Consider the following 26,765-nt stretch of genomic DNA (forward strand, 5'->3'; position numbering starts at 1 on the left):
CCGGAACCGGTCCGGCACGAACCCCGAGCGCAGGGGATTCAATTAATATTAACAGTCATGAATTAAAAATATTACCTCGGGTATCCCCGGATACGGCGACGGTTTCATGACCGTCTGCCTCGCCGTTTTTTTCGTCCGATGCTTCAGCCGATGCGCCGGCCGGCGGGCACACCGAACCGCGCTCGATCAACGGGCCGTCGAGCTTGATCGTGCGGTGCCGGAACGGCGCGCCGGCATCGCGGTTCTCGTGTTCCTGCAGCAGCGTTTCCACGGCCCAGCGGCCCAGCTCGTAGTTCGGCAGCAACACCGTGGTGAGCGGCGGATGCGTGTGCCGGGCGATTTCCTGGTCGTCGTAACCCATCACCGAGACATCCTCCGGCACGCGCAGGCCGAGCTGCTTGAGCGCCTCGATCGCGCCGATCGCGGTCAGGTCGTTGGCGCAGAAGATCGCGGTGGGCGGGTTCGGCTCGCGCATCAGCGAGAGCGTGTGCTCGAAGCCCTTGCCCGAGCTCCAGTCGCCGTCGCGCACCAGGTTCGTGTCGAACGGCAGATCGGCGGTGGCGAGCGCCTGGCGATAACCCTTGAGCCGGTCCTTGGCCGCGTCCTGCCAGGTTTCGCCGTTGATGAAGCCGATCCGGCGATGGCCCGAGGCGGTCAGGAATTCGGTGGCGGTGTGGCCGCCCGTGACTTCCGACGGCACCACCGACGACAGCGGCCGCTCGTTGCAATAGCAGTTCAGCAGCACCGTGGGCACCTTCAGCAGCGCGGCCGGCACCGTCACCTTGCGGGTGTAGACGGTCGCGTAGATCACGCCGAGCACCGATTCGCTCGACAGCGCCTGCTGCAGCACGCGCTGCTCGATCTCGGCGTTGCCGTGCGTGGAGTACACGGCCAGCAGGCAACCGTTGTTCCAGGCGGCGTCGCGCGCGCCGTCGATGCTGACGACCGGATGCGGGCTGGTGGAGATTTCGTCGGCGATATAGACGATCTGGTTGCGTTCGCCGGGCGCGGCCGGCGCGCTGGCGCGGGTCGGCAACTGGTAGCCGAGTTCCTCGGCCGTTTTCAGCACGCGCTGGCGCGTGTCGTCGGAGAACTTCGCGCCGACCGCGCCGTTCAGCACGAGCGAGACGGTCGATTGCGAGACGCCGGTGATCTTGGCGATGTCCGTCATGGTAGGACGGCGCTGCGTGGATTTTTTCATTCGAATGCGGAAACCGGGAACGGTGCGCGATGCGGCGGTCGCATCGGCGATGAATGAATTATTAGTAATAAATTGACGAAAATGCAATGGCTATGCGACGCTGGCGGAAATTACCCGCGAACCCGCCGCCATCGTCATGGGAGCGATTGTCTTGAACTGCCGTCCCGCCACGCCCCCTTCCTCCCGCCAATCGCAGGCCCCAGGCCCCGAGCACGCCGCCGAGCCGGTGGCGTTCGACCTCGATCGCACGATCCTCGATGATCCCGCGCTGGTTGTATTGCACGATGGTGCGCGCCGCGTGGTGATCGCGCCCGAATTGGGCGGATCGCTGGCGGCGTTCTACGATGCCACGCCGCACGGGCCGGTGCATTGGCTGCGCCCGGCCGGGCGCGACGCGCTCGATGCCGCCGATCCGCTGCTGCTGGCGAGCTTTCCGTTGATGCCGTATTGCAACCGAATTCGCGACGGGCGGTTCCGCTTCGACGGCCGCGACTGGCAACTGCCGATGGGCGAGGGCGCGCTGCGCCATGCGCTGCACGGCCATGCGTGGCGCCTGCCGTGGCAGGTCGCGGCACGCGGCGAGGCGTCGGTCGAGTTGCGCCTGGATTACGAACCGGCCGCCGATGCGGGCACGGCCGCCAACCCGGGCTGGCCGTTCCGTTATGCGGCCACGCAGCGGATCGAATTGCGCGCGGATGGCGCACTGTCGCTGCAGATCGCCGCGCGCAATCTCGACAGCCGGCCGATGCCGTTCGGCTTCGGTCACCACCCGTATTACCCGCGCAGCGCACATACGCGGCTTCGCACGCGAGTGGCCGCGATGTGGCAAAGCGATGGCGACCTGCTGCCGGTGTCGCTCGACGCGCATCCGGCCGTCGAGGCGCTCGCGCAGGGCGTGGCCGTCGACGCGCTCGCGCTCGACAACAATTTCACGGGATGGGGACACGAGGCCGTGATCGACTGGCCGGACGAGCGTCGTCGCCTGACGATGCGCGCCGAGGCGCCGCTCGACTGCTTCGTGCTGTACTCGCCGCCGGGCGAGCCGGTGTTCTGTGCCGAACCGGTCAGCAACACGACCGACTGGATCAATCTCGATGTGCCGGCAGCGGCGCGCGGCGGATGCGTGCTGGCGCCGGGCGAAGCGGTGCAGGCCACCATCGTCTGGATTCCGGAAACGAATCTGTAACGAGGCGGGAGAAGGGCGGCCGGCGCGGAAAATAAAAAACGCGGTGTATCAGCGAATTGCTGATACACCGCGTCTTGCGCAATCCAGCCTTCGATATCAAAGAATGTGCGCGATCAGATAAATCACGACCAACAGTCCGATCGGCACGCCAAGCAGCCAGGCAATCAGGTATCTACCCATTTCGGCCTCCTTGCGTGAGCGCAGCGCGCACGCACGAAGGTGACGCGCCGCGGTTGTCGGTTAGAGCGTGCGGTCGAAGTCGTGCAACTGCTTCTCGACTTCGTCGCGAGCGATGCCGTAACGCTCCTGAATGCGGCCCGCCAGATATTCGCGGTTGCCGTCCAGCACCTTCAGGTCGTCATCGGTCAACTTGCCCCATTGGGCCTTCAGCTTGCCGGCCAGTTGCTTCCATTGGCCCTTGATCTTGTCTTCGTTCATGATGTCCTCCTTGGTCGTCGGGGAATCGGGCGCCGCGCGCGGCGGCGCCCCGAACTCACGGGTAAAGCGTTAGCCCTTCGACTTCAGGCCCGAATCGTCGACACTCTTGACGCCCTTGATCGACTTGGTGACGGCTACGGCCTTCTTGACGGCCGTCGACGACGGCAGCGCACCGGTCAGCGTCACCACGCCATCGACCGTCTTCACGCCGATTTCCGTGCTCTTGACGCCCTTGGTGGTGGCCAGTTCGGACTTCACCTTGGTGGTGATCCAGGTATCGGTGACCGGCTGATCCGACTTCATCGCGGCACCGTTGGCATCCGTGGTTTGCGCGTAGGCGGCCGGCATGCCGACCGTACCGAGCAACAGGGCAGCGCTCACGGCAAGCAGCGACGGAATGGTGATCTTGTTCATCTTGTTCATGGTGTCGTTCTCCGTTGAGTGGTGTCGTCAATGACGGGTTAATTGAATGCAATGCGCGTCATGCACGCGGTGGATCGGGAATCGGTGTCACGGGCGGCAAGCCCGGTGGCGGCACCGGAACGTCCGGTTGAGGCGTACCCGGTAAATCCTGGCCGGGTGGCGGATCGCCTGGAATCGGTTGGGGCGCGATCGGTTGCGGATCGGGCGTGATATGTAAGTGCTGCATCGCCTGTCTCCTCAGTGGAAGTGGCAGTTCGTTCAGAATACGGTGGCGATGTCGCCGTCAACAGGGCCAAATGCAGGGGGCTTTCTAGTGCGTTTGCCCTGAAGCCGGTGCTCACGTTTTGTTACGTTCGACGGAATTTTTCGTGCCTGAAATCGGCCGGAAACCCGCCAGGGCTGGCGATCCGGGGCGTAACCGCTTGTGTCTTGTCGTGCCCGAACGGTTGCGCGTGCAACCATGTAACAAAAAGTTTTCAACAGGTGCATGCAGGTGCATCGTGAATGGCGATGCCGCGAGCGGCTTTGGGCATCATCGAACCTTTGAGGAGGCGTGCATATGAATGCTTCACCGGTACGGGCCGCGATCGTCGGCCCTGGCGCGATCGGCGGCTTGCTGGCGGCGGCGCTGTCGCAGGCGGGTTGGACGGTGTCGGCGCTGGCGCGTGGGCAGACGCTCGCCGCGTTGCGCGGCGACGGCCTGACGGTCGTCGACGATCTTGGCGTGACGCGCCGCACGCCGCTGGTTGCCAGCGACGATCCGCGCGTGCTCGGCGAACAGGATTACGTCGTGATCGCGCTGAAGGCGCAGGCGCTGCCGGCGCTCGCCGCGCAACTGGCGCCGCTGGTCGGCCCGCGCACCACCATCGTCGCGGCCATGAACGGCCTGCCGTGGTGGTTCCTGCACGGCATCGGCGGCGCGCTCGACGGCCGTTCGCTCGATGCCGTCGACCCGGGCGGCGCGATCGCTGCCGCGCTGCCGCCGGTGCAGTCGATCGGCTGCGTGGTGCATCTGTCGTCGGCGACCGATGCGCCCGCCGTGGTGCGGCGCGTGGCCGGCAACCGGCTGATCGTCGGCGCGCCCGGCACGGCGCAAGCGGCGCAGGCCGAGGCTTTCGCCGCCGCGCTGGCTGCGGGCGGTTTCGACGTTGAAACCACCGCCGATATCCGCACGCAGATCTGGGCCAAGCTGTGGGGCAACATGAACATGAATCCGCTCAGTGCACTGACCGGCTCTACGACGCTGGCGCTGCTCGACGATCCGGACACGCACGCCCTGGCGTTGCGCATGATGGACGAGGCGGCGGCGGTGGGCGAGCGGCTGGGCCTGTCGACCGGCATGAGCAGCGTCGAGCGCACGGCCGTGACGCGCCGGCTCGGCGCGTTCCGTACGTCGATGCTGCAGGATTTCGAGGCGGGCCGGCCGCTGGAAATCGCGCCGATCCTCGGGGTTTTCCCCGAACTGGGCCGTGCGCTCGGCGTGCCGACGCCGTTTTGCGACGCCGTGTTGGGCCTGCTGCGCCAGCGTGCGCGCAATAGCGGCCTATAGCCAGGCAGGAATTGCGGCGCATCACGCAAAACAGCCGGCTGCGGAAGCCGGCTGCTTGAAGCGCGCGGCGCTTACTCGATGCGTTCGCGCGTGCTGGCGATCAGCTTGTCGAGCGCGCGTTCGAGCGCGGCGTGCTCGCTGTCGGTCAGGCGTTCGGCCAGATCGGCGTTCCAGCGCCGCGCCAGCGTCATGATCCGGCGGTTCAGCGCCGTGCCTTCGCGCGTCAGGCCGATCACCACCACGCGGCCGTCTTCGTCGCTGGTGGTGCGTGTCAGCAGGCCCTGATTGATCAATGCTTCGGCGGCGCGGCTCGCCTGGCTCTTGTCGAGATGCGTGCTGCGTGCGAGTTCCATGATCGAGAACGGCCCGAAGGCCCCGACCGAGGTGATCACGCGGGCTTCGGGCAGCGTGATGCCGAGCTTGTCCCGGTAAAGCTCGCCGATCGCGCGATCGGTGAGCTTGTTCAGCGTATGCAGACGCTGGGTCAGAAACTGGTCGAGTCCGGCTTGACTGCCTTTCATGGCGGTTCCTGGAGATAGGGCGGCGGCCCGATTGTTCCCGGATCGCCGCGCGCGGTCAACGGGGCGACGACGGCGCGGCGAGGCGGCCGAAGCGCAACCGGGTCAGTTGCTCGGCTTCGTTTTCGAGCAGACGCGCGGCGTCGCGGATCGCGACCTCGAGCGTAATCGGTCCCGGCGCCGGGGAAAAGCAGCCGTCGAAATGTACCGACAATTGGGACAGCGCGGCCGAATCCACGCCGCCCGACAGCAGGGTGGCGGGCACGCCGGCCGCCGCTGCGTGGCGGCACGCAATGAATGGCGCCTTGCCGTGCAGCGTCTGGCCGTCGGAGCGGCCTTCGCCGGTGATCAGCCAGTGTGCGCCGTCGAGGGCCGCATCGAGCCCGATCTGGCGTGCGACCACTTCCGCACCCGCCTCGAAGCGCGCGCCGAGCAGATGCAGCGCGAAACCGAGGCCGCCCGCCGCGCCCGCGCCGGGCAATTCCCGTACCTGCCGGCCGAGTGCCGCTTCGGCCAGATCGGCGTAATGTGCGAGCGCCGCGTCGAGCTGCGCGACCTGATCGGGGCGCACGCCTTTTTGCGGCCCGAAGATCGCCGTGGCGCCGTGATCGCCGGTCAGCGGATTGTCGACATCCGACATGCCGACGAATTCGGTGTCGGCCAGGCGCGGATCGAGGCCCGAGGCGTCGAGCCGGACGATACCGGCCAGCCGTTCCGGGGTGGGCTCGATCTCGCGGCCTTCGGCGTCGAGCGCGCGCAGGCCCAGCGCGGCCAGCAGGCCGGCGCCGGCGTCGTTGGTGCTGCTGCCGCCGAGCGCCACGAAGAAGGTGCGCACGCCGCCATCGAGCAACTGGCGGATCGCCTCGCCCATGCCGCGCGTGCTGCGCGTTTCCACCGGCACGGCCATGCCGACCGGATCGGTGATACCGACGATTTCCGCCGTCTCGATGATCGCCGTGTGCGTATCCACCAGGCCCGCCGCGCTTTCGCGCGAGGCCAGCGACGCGCCCTTCACCGCGAGCGTGCGGCGCGCCCCCCCGTGCGCCAGCATGGCGTCGAGCGTGCCTTCGCCGCCGTCGGCCATCGGGCACGAACGCACCTCGGCATCGGCGCGCGCGCGCAGGACGCCGGCCGCGATCGCGTCCGAAACCTGCTGCGCGGATAACGACCCCTTGAAGGAATCGGGCGCGATGACGATGACAGGCGCGGACGGGAAGGGCTGCATGGTGTCTCCGATGAGATGTTCGGTGGGTGTCGCAAGGGCTGTCTCGGCGGCTGCGGCGGTGGCCGAACCTCGGCGCGCGAGCCGTCGATCGAGACGGAAACGCGAGCTTAACAGGCCGGCGGCGTGCGGCGAATAGGCGGGACGGTATGGCTGGAATCGGCGCGCTGGGAGCGGGAAGCGCGCGGGGCCGAGTGCGGGCGGGCGCCGCCGGCTGGTTCGAGGCGCTGCAATCAGGCGGGTATGGGGAAAATAGTTTGCTAGAATAGCCGATTCTTCCGGCCAAAGCCGTGCTTTTCATGCCGCAGGCGTCGCACTTTTCAACGTGGCGCCGACGAACGAGAACGGCGGCGACGCCGCGCGATGCATGCGTGTCGCGAGGCAGGCGCGGCAAGGAAACCCGATTCGCTCGAATAATTTTAGGACGATTGAAGCCATGGCTAACGTTGTTGAAAACCTCGGCAAGCTTGAACGCCGTGTGACGATCTCCCTGCCGAAGGAAGTCGTGCAGAAGGAGATCGACGCCCGTATTCAGAAACTCGCGAAGAACGTGCGCATGCCGGGCTTCCGCCCGGGCAAGGTGCCGCTCAAGATGGTCGCGCAACAATACGCGGGTCAGGTCGAGGCCGAAGTGCTGAGCGACAAGATCGGCCAGGAGTTCTTCGAAGTCAGCCGCGCGGAAAGCCTGCGCGTGGCCGGCCAGCCGAGCTTCGCACCGAAGGCGGAAGCCGCGGCCGACGCTTACGCGTTCGACGCGACGTTCGAGGTCTACCCGGAAGTCACGATCGGCGATCTGGCGACGGCGGAAGTCGAGCGCTCGACCACCACCATCGGCGACGCCGAAATCGACCGCACGCTGGACATCCTGCGCAAGCAGCGCGTCCACTTCCATGATCGCGGCGAAGCCGGCGAGCATGGCGACGGCGGCGCCGAAAAGGCAGCCCAGAACGGCGACCGCGTGACGGTCGACTTCGTCGGCAAGATCGACGATGTCGCGTTTGCGGGCGGCACGGCCGAAGATTTCCCGTTCGTGCTCGGCGAAGGCCGCATGCTGCCGGAATTCGAACAGGCTGCACTGGGCCTGACGGTCGGTGAAGCACGCGAATTCGACCTGACGTTCCCCGAGGATTACCACGGCAAGGACGTCGCCGGCAAAACCGCGAAGTTCACGGTCACGCTGAAGAAGGTCGAATGGCCGCATCTGCCGGAAATCGACGGCGAGTTCGCCAAGACGCTCGGCATCGAAGATGGCGACACCGCCAAGATGCGCAACGAGATCAAGGAAAACCTCGAACGCGAAGCCAAGCGCCGCACGCAATCGCTCGTCAAGAACCAGGTCATGGACGCCGTCCTGAAGATCTCGGAACTCGACGTGCCGAACGCGCTGGTCGAGCAGGATCAGCAGCGCCTGGTCGAAATGGCCCGTCAGGATCTGGCGCAACGCGGCGTGCCGAACGCCGAGAACGCACCGATCCCGGTCGAAATGTTCAAGGAACAAGCCGAGCGCCGCGTCAAGCTGGGCCTGGTGATCGCCGAGCTGGTCAAGGCCAACGGCCTGGAAGCGAAGCCGGAACAGATCCGCGCCGAAGTCGACGAGTTCGCCAAGAGCTACGAAGACCCGAAGGAAGTGGTCCGCTGGTATTATTCGAACCAGCAGCGTCTGGCCGAAATGGAAGCGTTCGTCGTTGAAAGCAACGTCGTCGAATTCGTGCTCGGCAAGGCGAAGGTGACGGACAAGGAAGTGAGCTTCGAGGCACTGGCCAGCGCATCCGCGCAGGCTTAAGCGTCGTTTCAGCGGCGTGCCGGCTGTCGGAGCGACGGCCCGCACGCCGTTTTTACGTCGGTGTCCGGGCCGGTGGCGCAATCGTTTCGCGCCACCGGCGCTTTCTTCCGTTCAATACTCATTTCGGACAAGGCTCATTGCATGATCAATCGCGCTGAATTGCTGAATACGCTGGCTTCCCATGCGCCGCAGGATTTCGAGACCAAGGCGCTCGGCCTCGTGCCGATCGTGGTCGAAACGAGTGGCCGCGGCGAGCGTTCGTACGACATCTACTCGCGTCTGCTCAAGGAGCGGATCGTGTTCATGGTCGGCGAAGTGAACGACCAGACTGCCAACCTCGTGGTCGCGCAGATGCTGTTCCTCGAAAGCGAGAATCCGGACAAGGACATCAGCCTGTACATCAACAGCCCCGGCGGTTCGGTGTCGGCTGGCCTGGCGATCTACGACACGATGCAGTTCATCAAGCCGGACGTCTCGACCTTGTGCATGGGCCTCGCGGCCAGCATGGGCGCGTTCCTGCTGTCGTCGGGTGCGAAGGGCAAGCGCTATGCGCTGCCGAACGCCCGCGTGATGATTCACCAGCCGCTGGGCGGCGCGCGCGGCCAGGCGTCGGACATCGAAATTCAGGCGCGCGAAATTCTGTATTTGCGCGAACGCCTGAACAAGATCCTCGCCGAGAACACCGGGCAGGATGTCGAGCGCATCGCACGCGACACGGATCGTGATAATTTCATGTCCAGCGATGACGCGAAGGCCTATGGCCTGATCGACCACGTCACGGCAAAGCGCCCGTAAGTCAGCAAACGGGGTGCCGCCCCAAATGGGGCAGCCCCCGCGCCTCGAGCATCTGCGGCAAGACCAGCGCAGCTGGCCAATACCCATGGCAGCGTCATGGGCGGCCGGCCAAACGGCGTATTATGTAACTCGTGTGTCCGGAGGCTCATACATTCATGGCGGACAAAAAAGGTTCGAACAGCGAAAAGCTGTTGTATTGCTCGTTCTGCGGGAAAAGCCAGCATGAGGTGAAAAAACTCATCGCAGGCCCGTCGGTGTTCATCTGCGATGAATGCATCGACCTCTGCAACGAGATCATTCGCGACGAAGCAGCCGCATCCGGGGTCGAAGCCAGTCTGTCGAAATCGGACTTGCCGAGCCCGCAGGAAATTCGCGAGATCCTCGATCAGTACGTGATCGGGCAGGAGCGTGCGAAGAAGATCCTCGCAGTGGCTGTCTACAACCACTACAAGCGTCTCAAGCACCTCGACAAGAAGGACGACGTCGAACTGTCCAAGAGCAACATCCTGCTGATCGGGCCGACCGGCTCGGGCAAGACGCTGCTCGCGCAAACCCTCGCACGCCTGCTGAACGTGCCGTTCGTGATCGCCGATGCGACCACGCTGACGGAAGCGGGCTACGTGGGCGAGGACGTCGAGAACATCATCCAGAAGCTGCTGCAGAACTGCAATTACGAAGTCGACAAGGCGCAGCGCGGCATTGTCTACATCGATGAAATCGACAAGATCAGCCGCAAGTCGGACAACCCGTCGATCACGCGCGACGTGTCGGGCGAGGGCGTGCAGCAGGCGCTGCTGAAGCTGGTCGAAGGCACGATGGCGTCGGTGCCCCCGCAGGGCGGCCGCAAGCATCCGAACCAGGATTTCATCCAGGTTGATACGACCAACATCCTGTTCATCTGCGGTGGCGCGTTCGACGGCCTCGAAAAGGTCATCACCGATCGCACCGAGAAAACCGGCATCGGCTTCGGCGCGTCGGTGAAGAGCAAGCAGGAGCGCGATTCCGGCGAGGTGCTGCGCGAAACGGAACCGGAAGACCTGATCAAATTCGGGTTGATCCCCGAACTGATCGGCCGCTTGCCGGTGGTCGCCACGCTCGGCAAGCTCGACGAAGAAGCGCTGATGACGATCCTCGTCGAGCCGAAGAACGCACTGGTCAAGCAATACCAGAAGCTGTTCGCGATGGAGCGTGTCGAGCTGGAGTTGCGCCCCGGTGCGCTGCAGGCCGTGGCCCGCAAGGCCATTCGCCGCAAGACCGGTGCGCGCGGCTTGCGCTCGATCATCGAACAGGCGTTGCTCGAAGTGATGTACGAGTTGCCGACGCTCAAGGGCGTGAGCAAGGTCATCATCGACGACAACGTGATCGACGGCGATGGCAAACCCCTGCTGATCTACGAGGACACGCCCAAAGTGGCGGGTTCGAATTGATCGGCTTGACTGTCTGAAAGAAGCAAAAAAGCCGTTCATGGCGTCGTGAACGGCTTTTTTCGTTTAGTCTTGTGGGTAACACTGACTTTCTTCCGACCGGCGACTTTTTTACCGAATATTTCCCACGCGCTGAAGGCTTGCAATCCAATCTGCCGGCCTCAACTACCGAACAATTGATTCCACTCATGGGGAAATGAAAATGTCAGGCACCCAACTTCTCCCGCCGGAACGCATTACGCTCCCGCTGCTGCCGCTGCGAGATGTCGTCGTTTTCCCGCATATGGTGATTCCTCTGTTCGTGGGCCGACCGAAGTCGATCAAGGCCCTCGAAGCAGCGATGGAAGGCGGCAAGCACATCATGCTCGTCGCGCAGAAAACTGCCGCCAAGGACGAACCGACCGAAAAGGACATGTACGAGGTCGGCTGTATCGCCAACATCCTGCAGATGCTGAAGCTGCCGGACGGCACCGTGAAGGTGCTCGTCGAAGGCCTGCAACGCGCGCAGGCGCTGTCGATCGAAGAACAGGAAACCCAGTTCTCGTGCGAAGTGCTGCCGCTCGAACCCGACCATGCCGATAGCGCCGAAACGGAAGCCCTCCGCCGCGCCATCGTGTCGCAGTTCGACCAGTACGTGAAGCTGAACAAGAAGATCCCGCCGGAAATCCTGACCTCGCTGTCGGGTATCGACGAAGCCGGCCGTCTGGCCGACACGATCGCCGCGCATCTGCCGCTCAAGCTTGACCAGAAGCAGCACATCCTCGAGATGTTCCCGGTCATCGAGCGCCTCGAGCATCTGCTCGCGCAACTCGAAGCCGAAATCGACATCCTCCAGGTCGAAAAGCGCATCCGCGGCCGCGTCAAGCGCCAGATGGAGAAGAGCCAGCGCGAGTACTACCTGAACGAACAGGTCAAGGCGATCCAGAAGGAACTGGGCGAAGGCGAGGAAGGTGCCGATCTCGAGGAACTCGAGAAGCGCATCAACGCCGCGCGCATGCCGAAGGAAGCCAAGAAGAAGGCCGATGCCGAGCTCAAGAAGCTCAAGCTGATGTCGCCGATGTCGGCCGAAGCCACCGTCGTGCGCAACTACATCGACACGCTGATCGGCCTGCCGTGGCGCAAGAAGAGCAAGGTCAACAACGACCTGACGAACGCCGAATCGGTGCTCGACGAAGATCACTTCGGCCTCGAGAAGGTCAAGGAACGGATCCTCGAGTATCTCGCGGTGCAACAGCGCGTCGACAAGGTCAAGGCACCGATCCTGTGCCTGGTCGGGCCTCCGGGCGTCGGCAAGACCTCGCTCGGCCAGTCGATCGCCCGCGCCACGAACCGCAAGTTCGTGCGCATGGCGCTCGGCGGCGTGCGTGACGAGGCCGAGATCCGCGGCCACCGTCGGACCTACATCGGCTCCATGCCGGGCAAGATCCTGCAGAGCCTGACCAAGGTCGGCGTACGCAATCCGCTGTTCCTGCTCGACGAAGTCGACAAGATGGGCATGGATTTCCGTGGCGATCCGTCGTCGGCCCTGCTCGAAGTGCTCGATCCGGAACAGAACCACACGTTCGCCGATCACTACGTCGAAGTCGATTTCGATCTGTCGGACGTGATGTTCGTGGCGACGTCGAATTCGCTGAACATCCCGCCGCCGCTGCTCGACCGGATGGAAGTGATTCGTCTGTCGGGTTACACGGAAGACGAGAAGGTCAGCATCGCGCAACGCTATCTGCTGCCGAAGCAGAAGAAGAACAACGGGCTGAAGGACGGCGAAATCGCGGTTTCGGAAGAAGCGATCCGCGACATCATTCGCTACTACACCCGTGAAGCGGGCGTGCGTTCGCTCGAACGTGAAATCTCGAAGATCTGCCGCAAGGTCGTGAAGATGTTGCTGCTGAAGACGGCAGCGAGCCCGGTCAAGATCGATGCCGGCAACCTCGACACGTTCCTCGGCGTGCGCAAGTACGACTTCGGTCTGGCCGCCAAGGAAAATCAGGTCGGCCAAGTCACGGGCCTGGCCTGGACGGAAGTCGGCGGCGATCTGCTGACGATCGAAGCGGCGGTGATGCCCGGTAAGGGCAACGTGATCCGTACCGGCTCGCTCGGCGACGTCATGAAGGAATCGGTGGAAGCCGCGCGCTCGGTCGTGCGTTCGCGTTCACGTCGTCTGGGCGTGAAGGACGAGGCGTTCGAGAAGCAGGACATCCACATCCACGTGCCCGAAGGCGCGACGCCGAAGGACGGTCCGTCCGCCGGTATCGCCATGACGACTGCCCTGGTGTCGGTGCTGACCGGCATCCCGGTGCGTGCCGACGTGGCGATGACGGGTGAAATCACGTTGCGCGGCGAAGTTCTGCCGATCGGCGGGCTGAAGGAGAAGTTGCTGGCGGCACATCGCGGCGGCATCAAGCTCGTGCTGATTCCGGAAGAGAACGTGAAGGATCTCGCGGACATTCCGGACAACGTAAAGAACGCGATCGAGATCGTGCCGGTCCGCTGGATCGACAAGGTGCTTGAACTGGCACTCGAACGGATGCCGAGCGCGCTGCCGGAAGAAGAGGCGAAGGCCGCGGCGCCGGTGGCCGAGGCGCCGAAAGATGCGTCAACCGAAGTTGTGAAGCACTAAATGCCTTGAATCAGGTGCGGCCGGGCTAGCCCCCGGCCGGCAAAAACCCGCGGTGAATACCGCGGGTTTTTTTATGCCCTGATGAAAACCATCACAAATGCGTCAAATTGTGGGATCCCTTGTCCTGTCTCGGTTCTGCCGCTTGACAGGCTGGTTTCGGCTTCATTTAATGATCGACCCGGCATGAACCGGGCGACGGCCTGCACGGGGCGGCTGTTCTGAGACTGAACCACTCACGAAAGGGGACGGCATGAACAAGACGGACTTGATCGACCACATCGCACGCGAGGCGGATTTATCGAAGGCATCGGCCGGACGTGCGCTCGACGCACTGATCGGCGGTGTCATGCAGGCGCTCGAAAGCGGCGGCAGCGTCACGCTGGCCGGTTTCGGCACATTCGAGGTTGGCGAACGGATTGCACGCAACGGGCGCAATCCGCAAACCGGCGAGACGATTCGTATCGAAGCGGCGCGCGTCGCGAAATTCAGGGCTGGTAAAGCACTGAAGGATGCGCTAAACTAGCGGGCTTGCTGCATGAGAATGCCTTCGTGGTTCAGGGCAATCTCGGCAAGCAGATGGCAAGCGCGAAACGGGTGCTTAGCTCAGTTGGTAGAGCGGCGCCCTTACAAGGCGTAGGTCGGGAGTTCGAGCCTCTCAGCACCCACCAGTTTTGCGATCTTGTCGGCAGTACCGACCCAAGGAGCGGTAGTTCAGTTGGTTAGAATACCGGCCTGTCACGCCGGGGGTCGCGGGTTCGAGTCCCGTCCGCTCCGCCAGATTCAGACAAAAGCCTCGTGAGTTCGCGCTCGCGGGGCTTTTTGTTTTTCCGATCGAACCAGACGTGTGGCAGCCGCACGCGTATCGGCACATGGGTGCATGGCCGCGCACGGTGCGTTCTCGCTTTTTTTCGTGCCGCTGATGTACTATCGGTCGTTTTGTCCAGCCACTCTGCTTACGCATGCTCGATTTCTTCCGCAATCATCAGCGCCTGATGATGTCTCTCCTGCTCCTGATCGTGTTGCCGGGGCTTGGGTTCGTCGGGGTTCAGGGTTTCCGCGACTTCTTTGACGACAGTGCGAACGTGGCCTCGGTCGGCGGGCGCAAGCTCACGCGAGCCGAATTCGACAGCGCCTACCGGCAGCAGGTCGACCAGGCTCGCCAGACGCTCGGCGCCAATTTCGATTCGAAAACCTTCGACACGCCCGAACGTCGCCAGCAACTGCTCGACGGCATGATCGAGCAAAGCGCGCTGACCGACGAAGTGCGCCGCCTGCACCTGACCGCCTCCGATGGCGCGGTGCGCACGGCCCTGATGTCGAATCCGATCATCGCCTCGCTGCGCAAGCCGGACGGCACGATCGACGGCGAGCGCTACACGCAGCTGCTCGCGATGCAGGGCATGACGCCCGAGCAATATCAGGAATCGATCCGCTACCAGCTCTCGCAGAGCCAATTGCCGGAAAACCTGATCAACAGCGCGTTCACGCCGAAGAGCGTGGCCCGGCACCTGACCGATCTCGCGCAGCAGCAGCGTGAAGTGCAGGCCATCGTGCTGAAGCCGGCCGATTACGCCAGCAAGGTTCAGCCGACCGACGCGCAAATCTCGGCCTACTACGATGCGCACAAGGCATCGTTCGCCACGCCCGAGACGGCCACCATCCAGTACCTCGTGTTCTCGCCGGCTTCGGCCGCCGCGAATGCGCAGCCGTCCGACGCCGATCTGCACAAGTTCTACGAGGACAACGCCGCGCGTTTCCGTACCGAAGCGCAGGTGCGCGTGAGCCACATCTTCATCGAGGCGCCGCGCAGCGCCAGCGCCGCCGACAAGGCCGCCGCGAAGGCCAAGGCCGACAAGCTGCTGGCCGACGTCAAGGCGCACCCGGACCAGTTCGCTCAGATCGCCGAGAAGAATTCGCAGGATGCGCCGTCGGCCGCGAAGGGCGGCGACCTCGGCTACGTCACGCGCGGTTCGACGGCCGGCGGCCCGGCATTCGACGATGCCGCCTTCGCGCTGAAGTCGGGTGAGGTCAGCAACGTGGTGGAATCCGACCTGGGCTTCCATATTCTGAAGGCCACCGACGTCAAGCCGGCCGCGGTCAAGCCGTTCGACGAGGTCAAGGACAGCATCGCGGTCGAGCTCAAGCAGCAGTTCGCGGCCAAGGCATTCACGGACAACTCGGAAGGGTTCACGTCGCTTGTCTACGAGAAGGCGAAGAGCCTGCAGCCGGCCGCCGACAAGTACAAGCTGACCGTGCAGACGGCCACCGTCACGCCGCAGCCGAACCCGCAACTGCCGCCGGACAGCCCGCTCAACAATCCGAAGTTCCTGGCGGCCGTGTTTGCCGCCGATGCGGTCAAGAACGGCAACAACACGCAGGCGATCGACATCGGCAACAGCACGCTGATCGCCGCGCACGTGACGGCCGACAAGCCGGCCGCGGTGCCCGCGCTCGACGCGATCAAGGATCAGGTTCGCCAGAAGTTCATCGCCGACGAAAGCGCCAAGCTGGCCAAGCAGGACGGCAAGGACAAGCTCGCGGCGCTGGAGAAGTCGAAGTCCACCGATGGCTTCCTGCCGGCCGAGAAAATTTCGCGCACGCAGGCGCAGGGTTTGCCGCCCGACGCCGTGGCCGCGATCTACAAGGCCGACGACAAGGCGCTGCCGGCGTATGTCGGCGTGGACCTGGGCGATGGCGGCGGTTATGCGATCTTCCGCGTGAACGCCGTGATCGCGCCGCCGGCACCGGACCCGAAGCAACTGCAAGCCGCGCAGCAGCAACTGGCGCAGGTCTACGCGCAAAGCGAGAGCGAGGCGTTCATGAAGGCGCTGCGCGCGCGCTCGACGGTCAAGCTGTATGGCTCGGTCACCGACAACAGCAATGCGAACAACGCCGACGGCAACTGATCGCGGCATTGCAGCGTAAGCCCCGCAACGCGCATCAGCGTTCGCCCGACACACAGCCCCGCCCGGTCACGAGCGGGGCTATTTGCTTATGAGGCGCTCAATGCGCGCCCGGCCCGAGCAGCGGCTTCATGACGGGCCAGACGTTGTCGAGCAGCTTCGGCTGCGCGCCCTGGTTCGGGTGCTTCTGGTCGTCCTGGAACTGGTCCGGCTGGTCTTCCATGCCGGCCAGCAGGAACGGCACCAGCGGCAGATGCAGCTCCTTGGCGAGCGTGCCGTACATCGCATGGAACTTCTGCGTGTAATCGAGGCCGTAATTCGGCGGCACGTACATGCCGATCAGCACCACCTTGGCCTTCGCCTGCTGTGCGCCTGCGATGATCGCGCGCAGGTTCTGCTCGGTGGTGGCGATCGGCACGCCGCGCAGCGCGTCGTTCGCACCCAGCTCGACCACCACGATCGCCGGTTTCAGGCGCGTGAGCAGGGCGGGCAGGCGGGCGCGTCCGCCGCTGGTGGTATCGCCGCTGACGCTTGCGTTCGCAACGCTATAATCGAGCCGCTGTTGCGCGATGCGTTCGCGCATCAGCGCCACCCAGCCGGTATCGCGCGGCAGGCCGTATTCGGCGGACAGGCTGTCGCCGAGCACGACAATGTTAGGTTTGGCGGAGGCCTGCGCGGCGTTCGCCGCCGGGCTGGCCGCATGGGCGGCAACGCCCGCCAGCGAAGCCGTGGCAGCCACGGCGATCACGACGGCGCGCAGGCCGTTTTTCCAGGAACGTGTGTGCTTCATGCTCAAAAGATGACGGAACCGATCATTGAAGTTCGACAAGTATCGAAACGCGTGGCCGATGCGGCCGGTGAACTGACGATCCTCGACAGCATCGACCTGACCGTGCACGCCGGCAACAGCGTGGCGATCGTGGGGGCGTCGGGATCGGGCAAGTCGACCCTGCTTGGCTTGCTTGCCGGGTTGGACAGCGCGACCGACGGTACGGTTCGCCTGCTCGGCCGCGACCTGAACGGCCTGAACGAGGATCAGCGCGCGGCCTTGCGCAGTGGGGCCGTCGGCTTCGTGTTCCAGTCGTTCCAGTTGATGCCGCATCTGACCGCACTCGAAAACGTGATGCTGCCGCTCGAATTGCGCGGCGGAATTTCGGCGCGCGAGGCGGCCGAACGGGCGCGGCGCCTGCTCGATCGCGTCGGCCTGGGCGCGCGTACCGGCCATTACCCGAAGCTGCTGTCGGGCGGCGAGCAGCAGCGCGTGGCGCTGGCGCGTGCCTTCGTGACCGATCCGGCCATCCTGTTCGCCGACGAGCCGACCGGCAGTCTCGACGCCGCCACCGGCCACGCGGTCATCGACCTGATGTTCGAACTGAACCGCGCGCAGGGTGCGACGCTGGTGCTCGTCACGCACGATCCTGTGCTCGCGCGCCGCTGCGGCGCGACCATCACGCTCGACGGCGGCCGCATTGTGGCCGCCGAGGCGGTGGAGCCGAGCCCGGGCTGAATCGGCACGTCGAGTGCGCCTCGGCGCGCGCCACCAATAAAAACGGCCGGTGTCGAGGTTTCGATACCGGCCGTTTCGCATGGCGTGCCGTTTAGCCCTGCTTGAGCGCCGCGCGCGCCTTCGCGATCAGCGCCGAGGTCGACGAATCGTGCTTGGCCGGGTCCGTGCTGGCCGCGGTCAGGTCGGCCTCGACCACCTTGCCGAGAATCTTGCCGAGCTCCACGCCCCACTGGTCGAACGGGTTGATGTTCCACACCGACGCCTGCACCAGCACCTTGTGTTCGTAGAGCGCGATCAGCGCGCCGAGCGTGCGCGCGGTGAGCGCGTCCACCAGGATCGTCGAGGTCGGCCGGTTGCCCGGGAACGTCAGGTGCGGCGCGAGTTCGGGCTTGTCCGGGCCGGCGATCTTGCGCGCCTCGTCGAGCGTGCGGCCGAGCATCAGCGCCTCGCTCTGCGCGAAGCAGTTGGCGAGCAGCTTCGGGTGATGGCTGGCGAGCGGATGCTCGGGCGTCAGCACCGCGATGAAGTCGATCGGCACGATCGTCGGGCCTTGATGCAGCATCTGGAAGAACGCGTGCTGGCCGTTGGTGCCCGGCTCGCCCCAAGTAACGGCCGAGGTCGGGTAGTCGACGAACGCGCCATCGAGGCGCGCCGACTTGCCGTTGCTCTCCATTTCGAGCTGTTGCAGGTACGACGGCAGGAAATGCAGCGCTTCCGAATACGGCGCGACGAGGTAGCTCTGCGAGCCGAAGAAGTTGCGATACCAGATGCCGATCAGGCCGAGCAGCACCGGCAGGTTCGATTCGAGCGGCGCTTCGCGGAAATGACGATCCATCTCGTCGGCGCCGGCCAGCAGTTCGTCGAATTGCTGCGGCCCGATCGCGATCATGATCGACAGGCCCACGGCCGACCACAGCGAATAGCGGCCGCCGACCCAATCCCACATTTCGAACACGTTGTGGGCGTCGATGCCGAACTTGATCACTTCCTCGGGGTTGGCCGACACGCCCACGAAGTGCTTGGCGAGCGCGTTTTCCGGGCAGCCGTGCGAGGTCAGCCAGTCGCGCGCCGAGCGCGCGTTGGTCATGGTCTCGAGCGTCGTGAACGTTTTGGAGACGACGATCACGAGCGTTTCTTCGGGATTGCAGTGTTCGAGCGCGCGGTACAGGTCGGCGCCGTCGACGTTCGACACGAACGTGCACGACAGCTCGCGGGTAGCCAGATGATCGAGCGCGTGCACGACCATCTTCGGGCCGAGGTCCGAGCCGCCGATGCCGATGTTGATCACGTGGCGCACGCGCTTGCCGGTGTAGCCCGTCCAGCGGCCGTCGCGCACCTGCTCGGCGAACGCGGCCATCTTCTTGCGTTCGGCGGCAATTTGCGCGTGGAACGGCGCATCGGGCGCGCTCGCGCGCAGCGCCGTGTGCAGCGCCGCGCGGCCTTCGGTGGGGTTGACCACCTCGCCGGCGAACATCGCGTCGCGGCGCGTTTCGACGCCGGCTTCGCGCGCCAGTTGCACGAGCAGCTTCAGCGTGGCGTCGGTGATGCGGTTCTTCGAGAAATCGATGGCCAGGCCGCCGCCGGCGAACGTGAAGCGTTCGGCGCGGGTCGGGGCGGGATCGTTGGCGGGGGCGAACCAGTCGCGCAGATGCGCGTCGCGGATCTCGTCGTAGTGCGATTGGAGGGCAGGCCAAGCGGGGAGCGAATTCAGCGTCATAGCGGTTCTGGGGAAACGGTCGTGACTCGGAAGGCGAGGGCGGCGCGCATCGGGCGCCGCGTGCCGGCGGACTACGCAAGCCGCGCGCGACGGATCGTGCGCAGGGCTATCCAGTATAGCGGCGTCACCCCTGCGGCGACGTGACGCGTGAATAAAAGTGCCGGTTCAGAAGCCGACGTACGGCCGGCGCGAGTTCGCCCGCAGCCATGCCGGCCGGGCCGTGGCCGAGCGCGGTCAGGCAGTCGGCTGCGAGCCCGTGCAGGTAGACGCCCGCCAGCGCAGCCTCGCAGGCCGGCATGTGTTGCGCGGCGAACGCGGCGATCAGGCCGCCGAGCACGTCGCCGGTGCCGCCGGTGGCGAGCGCGGCGTTGCCGGTCGGGTTGACGAACACGCGCCCGCCCGGCTCGGCAATCACCGTGCCTGATCCCTTCAGCACCGCGACGGCCCGAAAGCGATGCGACAGCTCGCGCGCGGCCGCCAGCCGGTCGGCCTGCACGGCGCGCGTATCGGTGTCGAGCAGGCGCGCCGCTTCGAGCGGGTGCGGGGTCAGGATCGACGCGGCGCCATCGCGATCGGCGCGCGCGCGCAGGGCGGCGGCCAGATCGTCGTGCGCGGCGATCAGGTTCAGCGCGTCGGCGTCCACGAGTACCGGCAGATCGAGCGCGAGCGTGTGGCGCAGCATCGCGATGGCGGGCTCGCGCGTGCCGAGGCCGCAGCCGATGCCGACCGCGCTGAGGCCGCCGGTATCGAGCGAGCCGGCCGGATGCAGCATCAGTTCGGGGAACGGCGGATCGTAGGGCGGCGCGTCGTCACCCAAGAAGCCCACGTGCACCTTGCCCGCGCCTGCGTGCAGGGCGGCGCGCGCGGCCAGGATCGGGGCGCCGCACATGCCGGTGTCGCCACCGACGATCGCCACGCTGCCGAAGCTGCCCTTGTGGGTGGCCGCGCCGCGCGCGGGCCAGTCAGGCGCGAACAGCGCCGCCGCGTTCAGCGTGGCGGACGGCCGGGCCGGTGCGGCGTCGATTGTCTCGACGACGATCTCGCCCGCGTGGTCGCGCCCGTCGCCGAGGTAGAGGCCGGGCTTGGCGGCGATGAACGACAGGGTATGCGTGGCGCAGACGGCCGGGCCATTGCCGACGCGCGTGCCGCTGTCGGCGTCGATGCCGCTCGGCACGTCGAGCGCGAGCACCCGGCCGTGCGCCTGCGCGCGTGCAGACAGCGCCGCGGCCAGCGCCGCGAACGGGCCGTCGAGCGCCCGCGCGAGGCCGATCCCGAACAGGCCGTCGACGCACCAGCCGTAGCCGTCGAGCGAGGCGGGCGGTTCGGCCGCGATCGGCACGCCGGCTTCGCGGGCGAGCGCGAGCGCCCAGCGCGCGTCCTCGGGTTTCGGTTCGACGGGCAGGCATACCTCCACCTGCACGCCGAGCCGCAGCAATTCGGCGGCGGCCACCAGCGCGTCGCCGCCGTTGTTGCCGGGGCCGGCGGCGAGCCAGACCGGGCGCGTGTCGCGATCGGCGCGCGCGGCCAGCCAGCGCGCGGCGGCCGCGCCCGCGCGCGCCATCAGCGTGTGCGGCGGCAGCGCGGCGGCGGCCGTGGTTTCGGCGGCGCGCACGTCGGCGACGGTGGATAGCGCAAGCGGGAGATGGGCGAGCGGCGCGTCGAACGGATCGACGGCGGCAGGCGTGGCGGACAGCGAGGCGGAGGGGGCGAGCGGCATCATGTCGGAAGGGCCGCCGGGCGGCCGGTCGATGCGCCGCCCGTGGGCGGCGTCAGGTGGCGAAGCGATCCGCGCGCAGCGCGGCGAGCGTGTCGGCCGGCACTTGATGCGCGGTGCCGCCGAGGTAATCGCTCACCACTCTAGCAGAGCCGCAGGCGAGGCCCCAGCCGGCCGGCCCGTGGCCGAGGTTGACGAACACGCGCGGGTGGGGCGTCGGCCCGACCACCGGCAAGCCGTCCGGCGAGAGCAGCCGCGTGTCCTGCCACGGCAGCGCGGCGGAGATCTTCGCCGCGCCGGGAATCCAGTCGTGGGTGGCCTGGCCGAGCAGCGCCAGCGCCTCGTCGTTGAGCGCGGCCGGCAGTGGCCTCGCCGTATCCTTCTCGCTTTGCAGCACCGGCGCGCCGCTGATGCGCACGCGCTGGTGCATGCGCGTCATGACGATCCGCTTGATCGAATCGATCACCGTCAGGTGCGGCGCATGTTCCTCGTACGCGACCGGCGCCGTCAGCGCATTGACGCGCACCGGGTGCAGCGGCAGCGTCACGCCGAGCCGCGCCAGCAGCGGCACGCTGCCGGTGCCGGCGGCGACCACCACGGCGTCGGCCGAGATCACGTCGACTTCCTTGCCGCGCACGCCGAGCCGGTCGCCCGGTTCCGGCGCGAGTTCGACGGCCGCGCGGTTCGCCTCGACACGGATCGCCGTGACGGTGCGGCCGAACATGAACTGCACGCCATGCTCGTCGAGCGTCTGCTTGATCAGCTTCGCGAACAGGGGGCAGTTGCCTGTGCGCTCGAATTCGAGCAGCACGCCACCGGCGAACGTCGGATCGGCCGGCACCGAATGTTCGAGCGCCGTGCATTCGTCGGCGGTGAGGATCTGGTGCGGGACTTCGTTGGCGCGCAGCAGGTCGAGCGCGGGCTGGGCCTGCTCCCATTCCTGGCGCTCGCGGATCACGTGCAGCACGCCGGGGCGCTGTTCGAATTCGAGGCCGAAGCGGCGCTCGACGTCGGCGATCGTGTCGCGCGACAGATCCACCAGCGGCTTGAGCTTCGCGAAATGGGCCGTGAACGCGTCCGGGTCCTGCAGCGTGGCCAGTTCGCGCGTGAAGCGGCGCAGCGCGCCGTTCAGGCCCGGTTTGTAGACGACGCCGCTGCGCAGCGCGCGGCGATGGTGCATGAAGGTCGGGCCGAACCAGACGTCGAGCGGGGTGGGCAGCATGAGGCCGCCATGGCCGTAGGTCGCGCCCTGGGCAACGGTGGCGTGGCGTTCGACCACGCAGACGCGATGGCCGGCGGCACGCAACTGGTAGGCGGTGGCGACGCCGCCGATTCCGCCGCCGATGACGATGACATCCATGTTGTGATTCGATGACGAGCCGCGTCGCGACCCGGAGTCTGGTCTTCCTTGAGGGCCGTGTGGAACCCGGTGAACCGCGAATGATAGCGCCAAACCGGGCGCTGGCGGATTCGGCCTTGCAGCCAGGGTTGGCGCGCCGCGCCGTGGCGGATTGGACACGATCCGCCGATTCCCCTGCCCGGCATGGCTCGCAAGCGCCTTGGGCGGACCCACTTCCGGGTATAATTACGGCCTTCCTTTCGCCCCAATGTCGCCGCTTTGCGCGACTCATCGATGTCCGTCCAGCCCATGGCCCACTTCTCGTGTTTCCCCGGCGCCGCCGCCCTGTCCGATTTCCGCCAAGCTCGCCTGCTCGACACGCTCAAGCAGATCGACGGCGATATCGTCGCCATTCGCGGCCAGTACCTGCATTTCGTCAACGCGTCCGACGCGCTCGCCGCCGATGAAGCGGCCCGCATCGATGCGCTGATGCACTACGGCGCGCCGTTCGAGGCGGCCGCCGAGAAGGGCGCCACCGAAACCTTCATCGTGCTGCCGCGTCTGGGCACCGTATCGCCGTGGGCCAGCAAGGCAACCGACATCGCGTTGCACTGCGGCCTCGCCAAGGTGCGCCGCATCGAACGCGGCGTCGAATTCAGCGTGACGCTGAAGGCCGGCCTGCTCGGCATGGGCGGCAAGAAGGCGCTGTCGCCGGAGGTGCGCGCCGCCGTGGCCGCCGCGCTGCACGACCGCATGACCGAAACCGTGGTGGCCGCGCGCGACGATGCGCACCACCTGTTCGCCGAGCTGCCGGCCAAGGCGCTGGGTCGCGTCGACGTGCTGGGCCAGGGCCGCGCCGCGCTGGAAGCGGCCAACGCCGAGCTGGGCCTCGCGCTGGCCGACGACGAAATCGTTTATCTGGTCGATGCGTTCACCAAGCTCGAACGCAATCCCACCGACGTCGAACTGATGATGTTCGCGCAGGCCAACAGCGAGCACTGCCGCCACAAGATCTTCAACGCCGACTGGACGATCGACGGCGCGAAGCAGGACATGTCGCTGTTCGCGATGATCCGCAACACCGAGAAGATCAGCCCGCAAGGCACGATCGTCGCCTATTCGGACAACTCGTCGATCATGCGCGGCGCGCAGGCCGAGCGCTGGTTCCCGCGCGGCGCGAGCGCCGCCGGCCAGCCGGCCGAGCAGTACGGCCGCCACAGCGAGCTGACGCACACGCTGATGAAGGTCGAAACCCACAACCACCCGACCGCGATCTCGCCGTTTGCCGGCGCCGCGACGGGCGCGGGCGGCGAAATCCGCGACGAAGGCGCGACCGGCCGCGGTGCGCGGCCGAAGGCCGGCCTGGCCGGCTTCACCGTGTCGAACCTCGATCTGCCCGAGGCGCGCGAAGCCTGGGAAAACGCCCGCGATGCCGCCCAGCCGGTGGCCGAGCGCAATCCGGCCGATGCGCACGCGCCGTACGGCCGCCCGGACCGCATCGCTTCGCCGCTGCAGATCATGATCGACGGCCCGCTCGGCGGCGCCGCGTTCAACAACGAATTCGGCCGCCCGAACCTCGGCGGCTACTTCCGCGTGTACGAACAGAACGTCGGCGGCACCGTGCGCGGCTATCACAAGCCGATCATGATCGCCGGCGGCATCGGCAACATCTCCGACGGCCACACCCACAAGCACGACCTGCCGGCCGGCACGCTGCTGATCCAGATCGGCGGCCCCGGCATGCGGATCGGCATGGGCGGCGGCGCGGCCAGCTCGATGGCCACCGGCGCGAACACGGCCGAGCTCGATTTCGATTCCGTGCAGCGCGGCAATCCGGAAATCGAACGCCGTGCGCAGGAAGTCATCAACGGCTGCTGGCAGCTCGGCGATACCAACCCGATCCTGTCGATCCACGACGTCGGCGCGGGCGGCCTGTCGAACGCGTTCCCCGAACTGGTCGACGGCGCCGACAAGGGCGCGCGCTTCGAACTGCGCAAGATCCAGCTCGAGGAAAGCGGCCTGTCGCCGCGTGAAATCTGGTCGAACGAATCGCAGGAGCGTTACGTCCTGGCGATCGCGCCGGACGATCTGCCGCGCTTCGAGGCGATCTGCGTGCGCGAGCGTTGCCCGTTCGCCGTGATCGGCGTGGCCACCGATGCCCGCGAGCTGAAGCTCGTCGACGACGCCATCAGCGGCGCCGACAGTTCGCCGGTCGACATGCCGATGGACGTGCTGCTCGGCAAGCCGCCGAAGATGCACCGCGACGTCGCTCGCGTGAGCGTCGAGCGCGCGCCGGTCGACGTGACGGGCCTGTCGCTGGCCACGGCCGCGGTCGACGTGCTGAAGCACCCGACGGTCGGCAGCAAGTCGTTCCTGATCACGATTGGCGACCGCTCGGTCGGCGGCACCACCGTGCGCGACCAGATGGTCGGCCCGTGGCAGGTGCCGGTGGCCGACTGCGCCGTCACCGCGCTCGATTACGCCGGCTTCGGCGGCGAGGCGATGACGATGGCCGAGCGCACGCCGCTGGCCGTGATCGACGCGCCGGCCTCGGGCCGCATGGCGGTGGGCGAGGCGATCACCAACATCGCGTCGGCGCCGATCGCGTCGCTCGACAAGCTCAAGCTGTCGGCCAACTGGATGGCCTCGTGCGGCACCGCCGGCGAAGACGCCGCGCTGTACGACACGGTCAAGGCGATCGGCATGGAGCTGTGCCCGGCGCTCGGCATCGGCATTCCGGTCGGCAAGGATTCGCTGTCGATGAAGACCAAGTGGAACGATGAAGGCGTGGCGAAGGAAGTCGTCTCGCCGGTGTCGCTGATCATCTCGGCGTTCGCGCCCGTGGAAGACGTGCGCCGCCACCTGACGCCGCAACTGCGCCGCGTGGCCGATGCCGGCGACAGCGTGCTGATCGCGATCGACCTCGGCCGCGGCAAGAACCGCATGGGCGGCAGCATCCTGGCCCAGGTCACGCAGCAGGTGGGCGACGCCACGCCGGACGTGGACGACCCCGAGGATCTCAAGCGCTTCTTCAATGCGATCCAGTCGCTGAACGCCGGCGGCAAGCTGCTGGCCTACCACGATCGTTCGGACGGCGGCCTGTGGGCGACCGTCTGCGAAATGGCGTTTGCGGGTCACGCCGGCGTGTCGCTGAACGTCGACATGCTGACGCTCGATCCGAACCACGAATCCGATTTCGGCGACGCCAAGGATTGGGCGAAGCAGACCAGCGGCCGCCGCGAGGATCGCACGATCCGCGCGCTGTTCAGCGAGGAACTGGGCGCCGTGGTGCAGGTGCGCGCCGCCGACCGCGACGCCGTGCTGGCCTCGCTGCGCGAACACGGCCTGTCCGCTTGCTCGCATGTGATCGGCACGGTCAACGAGCGCGACACGGTGGAAGTGTTCCGCGACGCCAAGAAGATCTACGAAGCGCCGCGCGCCGAACTGCAACGCGCCTGGACCGAAGTGAGCTGGCGCATCGCGCGCCTGCGCGACAACCCGGCCTGCGCCGACGGCGAGTACGACACGCTGCTCGACGTCGCCGATCCGGGCATGCAGCCGGTGCTGACGTTCGATGCCGCCGACGACGTGGCCGCGCCGTTCATCGCCACCGGCGCGCGTCCGCGCGTCGCGATCCTGCGCGAGCAGGGCGTGAACTCGCACCTCGAAACGGCCTACGCGTTCGACCGCGCCGGCTTCGACGCGCACGACGTTCACATGAGCGACCTGCTGGCCGGCCGCGCCAACCTGGCCGACTTTGCCGGCGCGGTGGCGTGCGGCGGCTTCTCGTACGGCGACGTGCTGGGTGCCGGCGAAGGCTGGGCCAAGACGATCCGCTTCAACGAAGGCCTGGCCGAGATGTTCACGACGTTCTTCGCGCGTCAGGACACGTTCGCGCTCGGCATCTGCAACGGCTGCCAGATGCTGTCGAGCATCGCGTCGATGATCCCCGGCGCCGAAGCCTGGCCGAAGTTCACGCGCAACAAGTCCGAGCAGTTCGAGGCGCGCTTCTCGCTGGTGGAAGTGCAGCCGTCGCCGTCGATCTTCTTCGCCGGCATGGAAGGCTCGCGCATCCCGGTGGCCGTCGCGCACGGCGAAGGCTTCGCCGATTTCTCGCAGCAGGGCGACGCGAGCCGCGTGGCCGTGGCGATGCGCTTCGTCGATCACCGTGGCCAGGCCACCGAGCGTTACCCGTTCAACCCGAACGGCTCGCCGGCCGGCATCACGTCGGTCACCACGGCCGATGGCCGCTTCACCGTGCTGATGCCGCACACGGAGCGCGTGCACCGCACCGTGCAGATGAGCTGGTCGCCCGAAGGTTGGGGCGAGGCGAGCCCGTGGATGCGCGTGTTCCGCAACGCGCGCCGCTGGCTCGGTTGAGTTCCGGCGCGCGGCGCAGGGTGGGGCGGCCCCTGGCGAGCCGGCC

General features: G+C 66.5%; 19 protein-coding genes and 2 tRNA genes. 12 read left to right on the top strand and 9 right to left on the bottom strand.

The window, feature by feature from the left end; genetic code table 11:
• Window positions 1-55: 55 nt before the first annotated feature.
• Window positions 56-1,201, bottom strand: a complete 1,146-nt coding sequence (locus ACYP33_RS14140) for a LacI family DNA-binding transcriptional regulator (RefSeq protein WP_459622419.1) — start codon at window positions 1,199-1,201, stop codon at window positions 56-58.
• Between the two features lie 151 nt (window positions 1,202-1,352).
• Between ACYP33_RS14140 and ACYP33_RS14145 the strand changes: the two genes are divergently transcribed.
• The gene (locus ACYP33_RS14145) at window positions 1,353-2,387 is read left to right on the top strand and encodes an aldose 1-epimerase (protein ID WP_459622421.1); all 1,035 of its coding nucleotides are present in this window, start codon (window positions 1,353-1,355) and stop codon (window positions 2,385-2,387) included.
• 240 nt (window positions 2,388-2,627) lie between these two features.
• Here the strand turns inward: ACYP33_RS14145 and ACYP33_RS14150 are convergent, their stop codons facing one another.
• Both ACYP33_RS14150 and ACYP33_RS14155 read right to left on the bottom strand, forming a co-directional pair.
• Window positions 2,628-2,825: a CsbD family protein gene (locus ACYP33_RS14150; protein WP_414442058.1), complete on the bottom strand. Its 198-nt coding sequence runs from the start codon at window positions 2,823-2,825 to the stop codon at window positions 2,628-2,630.
• A 69-nt stretch (window positions 2,826-2,894) separates the two neighbouring features.
• Entirely contained in the window at window positions 2,895-3,239 is a 345-nt protein-coding gene (locus ACYP33_RS14155) for a BON domain-containing protein (RefSeq protein WP_414451931.1), read from the bottom strand.
• A gap of 568 nt (window positions 3,240-3,807) precedes the next feature.
• Between ACYP33_RS14155 and ACYP33_RS14160 the strand changes: the two genes are divergently transcribed.
• On the top strand, window positions 3,808-4,797 hold the full coding sequence (locus ACYP33_RS14160; protein ID WP_459622423.1) for a 2-dehydropantoate 2-reductase: 990 nt from the start codon (window positions 3,808-3,810) through the stop codon (window positions 4,795-4,797).
• A gap of 71 nt (window positions 4,798-4,868) precedes the next feature.
• On the opposite strand, the gene ACYP33_RS14165 is transcribed toward ACYP33_RS14160, so the two are convergent.
• The gene (locus ACYP33_RS14165; protein WP_414442056.1) at window positions 4,869-5,318 is read right to left on the bottom strand and encodes a MarR family winged helix-turn-helix transcriptional regulator; all 450 of its coding nucleotides are present in this window, start codon (window positions 5,316-5,318) and stop codon (window positions 4,869-4,871) included.
• 55 nt (window positions 5,319-5,373) lie between these two features.
• A complete protein-coding gene (locus ACYP33_RS14170) occupies window positions 5,374-6,540 on the bottom strand; it encodes a glycerate kinase (RefSeq protein WP_459622425.1) in 1,167 nt (388 codons plus the stop codon).
• 433 nt (window positions 6,541-6,973) lie between these two features.
• On the opposite strand from ACYP33_RS14170, the gene tig reads away from it, so the two are divergent.
• The 8 genes from tig to ACYP33_RS14210 all read left to right on the top strand — a co-directional run bounded on the left by tig (window position 6,974) and on the right by ACYP33_RS14210 (window position 16,065).
• Complete coding sequence (gene tig, locus ACYP33_RS14175; RefSeq protein ID WP_459622427.1) at window positions 6,974-8,320, top strand: trigger factor; 1,347 nt, start codon at window positions 6,974-6,976, stop codon at window positions 8,318-8,320.
• A 141-nt stretch (window positions 8,321-8,461) separates the two neighbouring features.
• Window positions 8,462-9,115 (top strand): ATP-dependent Clp endopeptidase proteolytic subunit ClpP, encoded by a 654-nt coding sequence (gene clpP / locus ACYP33_RS14180; protein ID WP_414442054.1) that lies wholly within the window; start codon window positions 8,462-8,464, stop codon window positions 9,113-9,115.
• Between the two features lie 155 nt (window positions 9,116-9,270).
• Window positions 9,271-10,542, top strand: a complete 1,272-nt coding sequence (gene clpX / locus ACYP33_RS14185; protein ID WP_414445522.1) for an ATP-dependent Clp protease ATP-binding subunit ClpX — start codon at window positions 9,271-9,273, stop codon at window positions 10,540-10,542.
• A gap of 199 nt (window positions 10,543-10,741) precedes the next feature.
• Window positions 10,742-13,159, top strand: a complete 2,418-nt coding sequence (lon, locus tag ACYP33_RS14190) for an endopeptidase La (protein WP_414445521.1) — start codon at window positions 10,742-10,744, stop codon at window positions 13,157-13,159.
• A gap of 250 nt (window positions 13,160-13,409) precedes the next feature.
• Window positions 13,410-13,682 (top strand): HU family DNA-binding protein, encoded by a 273-nt coding sequence (locus ACYP33_RS14195; protein ID WP_015875397.1) that lies wholly within the window; start codon window positions 13,410-13,412, stop codon window positions 13,680-13,682.
• Window positions 13,683-13,751: 69 nt separating this feature from the next.
• Window positions 13,752-13,827, top strand: a tRNA-Val gene (locus tag ACYP33_RS14200).
• 32 nt (window positions 13,828-13,859) lie between these two features.
• Window positions 13,860-13,936: transfer RNA gene (locus ACYP33_RS14205), tRNA-Asp, on the top strand.
• A gap of 182 nt (window positions 13,937-14,118) precedes the next feature.
• Window positions 14,119-16,065, top strand: coding sequence for a SurA N-terminal domain-containing protein (locus ACYP33_RS14210; protein ID WP_459622430.1), 1,947 nt, complete (start codon window positions 14,119-14,121; stop codon window positions 16,063-16,065).
• Between the two features lie 97 nt (window positions 16,066-16,162).
• On the opposite strand, the gene ACYP33_RS14215 is transcribed toward ACYP33_RS14210, so the two are convergent.
• Window positions 16,163-16,852 carry an arylesterase gene (locus ACYP33_RS14215; protein ID WP_459622432.1) on the bottom strand — a complete coding sequence of 230 codons (690 nt, stop codon included), beginning with the start codon at window positions 16,850-16,852 and terminating at the stop codon, window positions 16,163-16,165.
• Window positions 16,853-16,861: 9 nt separating this feature from the next.
• Between ACYP33_RS14215 and ACYP33_RS14220 the strand changes: the two genes are divergently transcribed.
• Window positions 16,862-17,569 carry an ABC transporter ATP-binding protein gene (locus ACYP33_RS14220; protein WP_414445514.1) on the top strand — a complete coding sequence of 236 codons (708 nt, stop codon included), beginning with the start codon at window positions 16,862-16,864 and terminating at the stop codon, window positions 17,567-17,569.
• 91 nt (window positions 17,570-17,660) lie between these two features.
• Here ACYP33_RS14220 and pgi read toward each other — a convergent pair whose 3' ends face one another.
• From pgi to ACYP33_RS14235, 3 genes are all read right to left on the bottom strand, one after another.
• Window positions 17,661-19,286 (bottom strand): glucose-6-phosphate isomerase, encoded by a 1,626-nt coding sequence (gene pgi / locus ACYP33_RS14225; protein ID WP_414451737.1) that lies wholly within the window; start codon window positions 19,284-19,286, stop codon window positions 17,661-17,663.
• 124 nt (window positions 19,287-19,410) lie between these two features.
• A complete protein-coding gene (locus ACYP33_RS14230) occupies window positions 19,411-21,006 on the bottom strand; it encodes an NAD(P)H-hydrate dehydratase (RefSeq protein WP_459622434.1) in 1,596 nt (531 codons plus the stop codon).
• Window positions 21,007-21,055: 49 nt separating this feature from the next.
• The gene (locus ACYP33_RS14235; RefSeq protein WP_459622435.1) at window positions 21,056-22,360 is read right to left on the bottom strand and encodes an FAD-dependent oxidoreductase; all 1,305 of its coding nucleotides are present in this window, start codon (window positions 22,358-22,360) and stop codon (window positions 21,056-21,058) included.
• 288 nt (window positions 22,361-22,648) lie between these two features.
• Between ACYP33_RS14235 and purL the strand changes: the two genes are divergently transcribed.
• On the top strand, window positions 22,649-26,719 hold the full coding sequence (gene purL, locus ACYP33_RS14240) for a phosphoribosylformylglycinamidine synthase (RefSeq protein ID WP_459622445.1): 4,071 nt from the start codon (window positions 22,649-22,651) through the stop codon (window positions 26,717-26,719).
• Window positions 26,720-26,765: the final 46 nt, after the last annotated feature.

The sequence above is a fragment of the Burkholderia sp. 3C genome, from assembly GCF_054589155.1.

Bases quoted from the DNA above. Each gene is read 5' to 3' on its own strand.
- ACYP33_RS14210 (WP_459622430.1), top strand. From the start codon at position 14,119: ATGCTCGATTTCTTCCGCAATCATCAGCGCCTGATGATGTCTCTCCTG.
- ACYP33_RS14230 (WP_459622434.1), bottom strand. From the start codon at position 21,006: ATGATGCCGCTCGCCCCCTCCGCCTCGCTGTCCGCCACGCCTGCCGCC.
- ACYP33_RS14220 (WP_414445514.1), top strand. From the start codon at position 16,862: ATGACGGAACCGATCATTGAAGTTCGACAAGTATCGAAACGCGTGGCC.
- clpX (WP_414445522.1), top strand. From the start codon at position 9,271: ATGGCGGACAAAAAAGGTTCGAACAGCGAAAAGCTGTTGTATTGCTCG.
- lon (WP_414445521.1), top strand. From the start codon at position 10,742: ATGTCAGGCACCCAACTTCTCCCGCCGGAACGCATTACGCTCCCGCTG.
- ACYP33_RS14170 (WP_459622425.1), bottom strand. From the start codon at position 6,540: ATGCAGCCCTTCCCGTCCGCGCCTGTCATCGTCATCGCGCCCGATTCC.
- pgi (WP_414451737.1), bottom strand. From the start codon at position 19,286: ATGACGCTGAATTCGCTCCCCGCTTGGCCTGCCCTCCAATCGCACTAC.
- ACYP33_RS14140 (WP_459622419.1), bottom strand. From the start codon at position 1,201: ATGAAAAAATCCACGCAGCGCCGTCCTACCATGACGGACATCGCCAAG.
- tig (WP_459622427.1), top strand. From the start codon at position 6,974: ATGGCTAACGTTGTTGAAAACCTCGGCAAGCTTGAACGCCGTGTGACG.
- purL (WP_459622445.1), top strand. From the start codon at position 22,649: ATGGCCCACTTCTCGTGTTTCCCCGGCGCCGCCGCCCTGTCCGATTTC.
- ACYP33_RS14195 (WP_015875397.1), top strand. From the start codon at position 13,410: ATGAACAAGACGGACTTGATCGACCACATCGCACGCGAGGCGGATTTA.
- ACYP33_RS14215 (WP_459622432.1), bottom strand. From the start codon at position 16,852: ATGAAGCACACACGTTCCTGGAAAAACGGCCTGCGCGCCGTCGTGATC.
- ACYP33_RS14155 (WP_414451931.1), bottom strand. From the start codon at position 3,239: ATGAACAAGATCACCATTCCGTCGCTGCTTGCCGTGAGCGCTGCCCTG.
- clpP (WP_414442054.1), top strand. From the start codon at position 8,462: ATGATCAATCGCGCTGAATTGCTGAATACGCTGGCTTCCCATGCGCCG.
- ACYP33_RS14165 (WP_414442056.1), bottom strand. From the start codon at position 5,318: ATGAAAGGCAGTCAAGCCGGACTCGACCAGTTTCTGACCCAGCGTCTG.
- ACYP33_RS14235 (WP_459622435.1), bottom strand. From the start codon at position 22,360: ATGGATGTCATCGTCATCGGCGGCGGAATCGGCGGCGTCGCCACCGCC.
- ACYP33_RS14160 (WP_459622423.1), top strand. From the start codon at position 3,808: ATGAATGCTTCACCGGTACGGGCCGCGATCGTCGGCCCTGGCGCGATC.
- ACYP33_RS14150 (WP_414442058.1), bottom strand. From the start codon at position 2,825: ATGAACGAAGACAAGATCAAGGGCCAATGGAAGCAACTGGCCGGCAAG.